Raw genomic sequence first — 1,200 nt, 5'->3', positions numbered from 1 at the left:
AGCAACGCCCGCGCTTTACACTCTTTGTTTCCCGCGATGATCGCGCCCTCGCAGTTTCTCAACGTGTCTGGGGCAATGTCTCCCGGTTGGGCTCTATCGATCCGGAGCAATCTCCCTACAAGGAGGAACTGGCAGCGAATGATATCTCGGTAATCGATCTCACCAAGATCAAAGCGGGCGACAATCTGCACCACACCAAGTTTGCCGAGTCGCCTGAGATCGTCCAACTGATCGGCACCCGCCTGTCGAGCGGCCAAACCTTGACCGACAGTCGCCTGGGACTTGGCGATCACATTGTGACAGCGACCGCGGGAGCCGCGCAAACGGTTGGAACCGCTGCGGGTCTGGTTGTTTCCGCTCCGGCTGCAATCGTCGATCAGAACACAAGGCAGAACTACGCTCAGCATATCGAAATGCTTGTCGGGCCGTCCGGTGGAAAGACCGCCAACGAGTGCGGAGAGAACAATCGGGCCAGGAGCGAGCATTGTGGTGGGGCACCCCGTTAGCGTAGGCCTCAAGCGATAACGGACAGTGCGCGATGCCGGCCCCCGTTTCGGCATCTCGTAACCAATAGCTGACGGTCGCCGCGATGCAGACTGCCGCGAGAAAGGTTGACGGCAAGGCGGTCGTATCGTGTTGCGACCCTGGGGAAGTCCTTGAGGCGGCAGAACTTGCGTTCGATGGCATTTCGGTCACGGTAGAGCACCGGAGAAAAGCCGTTTTTCCGGCGCCGGTTGGCCTTTGGTGGGACGTTTGGCATCGTGCCGCCGGACTCAACCTGGCGGAGGATCGCATCCCAATCATAACCCTTATCGGCATGCAGGATGCGGGTGTCTAGCAGACGTTTCAGAAGCTCGCCTCCCGCCGTGCAATCAGCGACTTGGCAGCCGGTGAGCATGAAGGCATTGGGGCGACAATAGCGGGTCGGTCATAGCCGCAAGGCGGAGGAGAGCCGTCCACGCGTCATAAGCGGATGAGGTGGATGGCTCCCGCTCCCGGCATCTGAGTGCCAAAATGGGTTTGCTGTCTGGCAACCCAAGCAAAGGAGCCATCCGCCATGCAGATTACCACCGTGGGCCTCGATTTGGCCAAGCGTGTTTTTCAAGTTCATGCCGTTGACGCGTCTGGAGACGTTGTCGTGCGCAAGGCACTACGGCGATCGCAGGTTTTGCCGTTCTTCACCAAGTTGCCACCCTGCCT

Annotated in this window: 1 protein-coding gene and 2 pseudogenes; 2 read left to right on the top strand and 1 reads right to left on the bottom strand. The window is 59.4% G+C overall.

The features are described from left to right. Positions 1 to 506, top strand: a 506-nt coding sequence (locus tag AC1DUU_RS32490; RefSeq protein WP_476787397.1) for an alpha/beta hydrolase, incomplete at its 5' end; no start/stop codon positions are given. A gap of 58 nt (positions 507 to 564) precedes the next feature. On the opposite strand, the pseudogene AC1DUU_RS32485 reads toward AC1DUU_RS32490, so the two are convergent. Further along, positions 565 to 922, bottom strand: a pseudogene (locus AC1DUU_RS32485) (transposase); the annotation flags it as partial. Positions 923 to 1,057: 135 nt separating this feature from the next. Here AC1DUU_RS32485 and AC1DUU_RS32480 point away from each other — a divergent pair. Next, a pseudogene (locus AC1DUU_RS32480) lies at positions 1,058 to 1,200 on the top strand (IS110 family transposase); the annotation flags it as partial.

The organism is Aminobacter sp. P4_H6_2, assembly GCF_056400805.1.
Note: the sequence above shows the minus strand (reverse complement) of the source record. Positions and strands in the feature narration are given on the sequence as shown.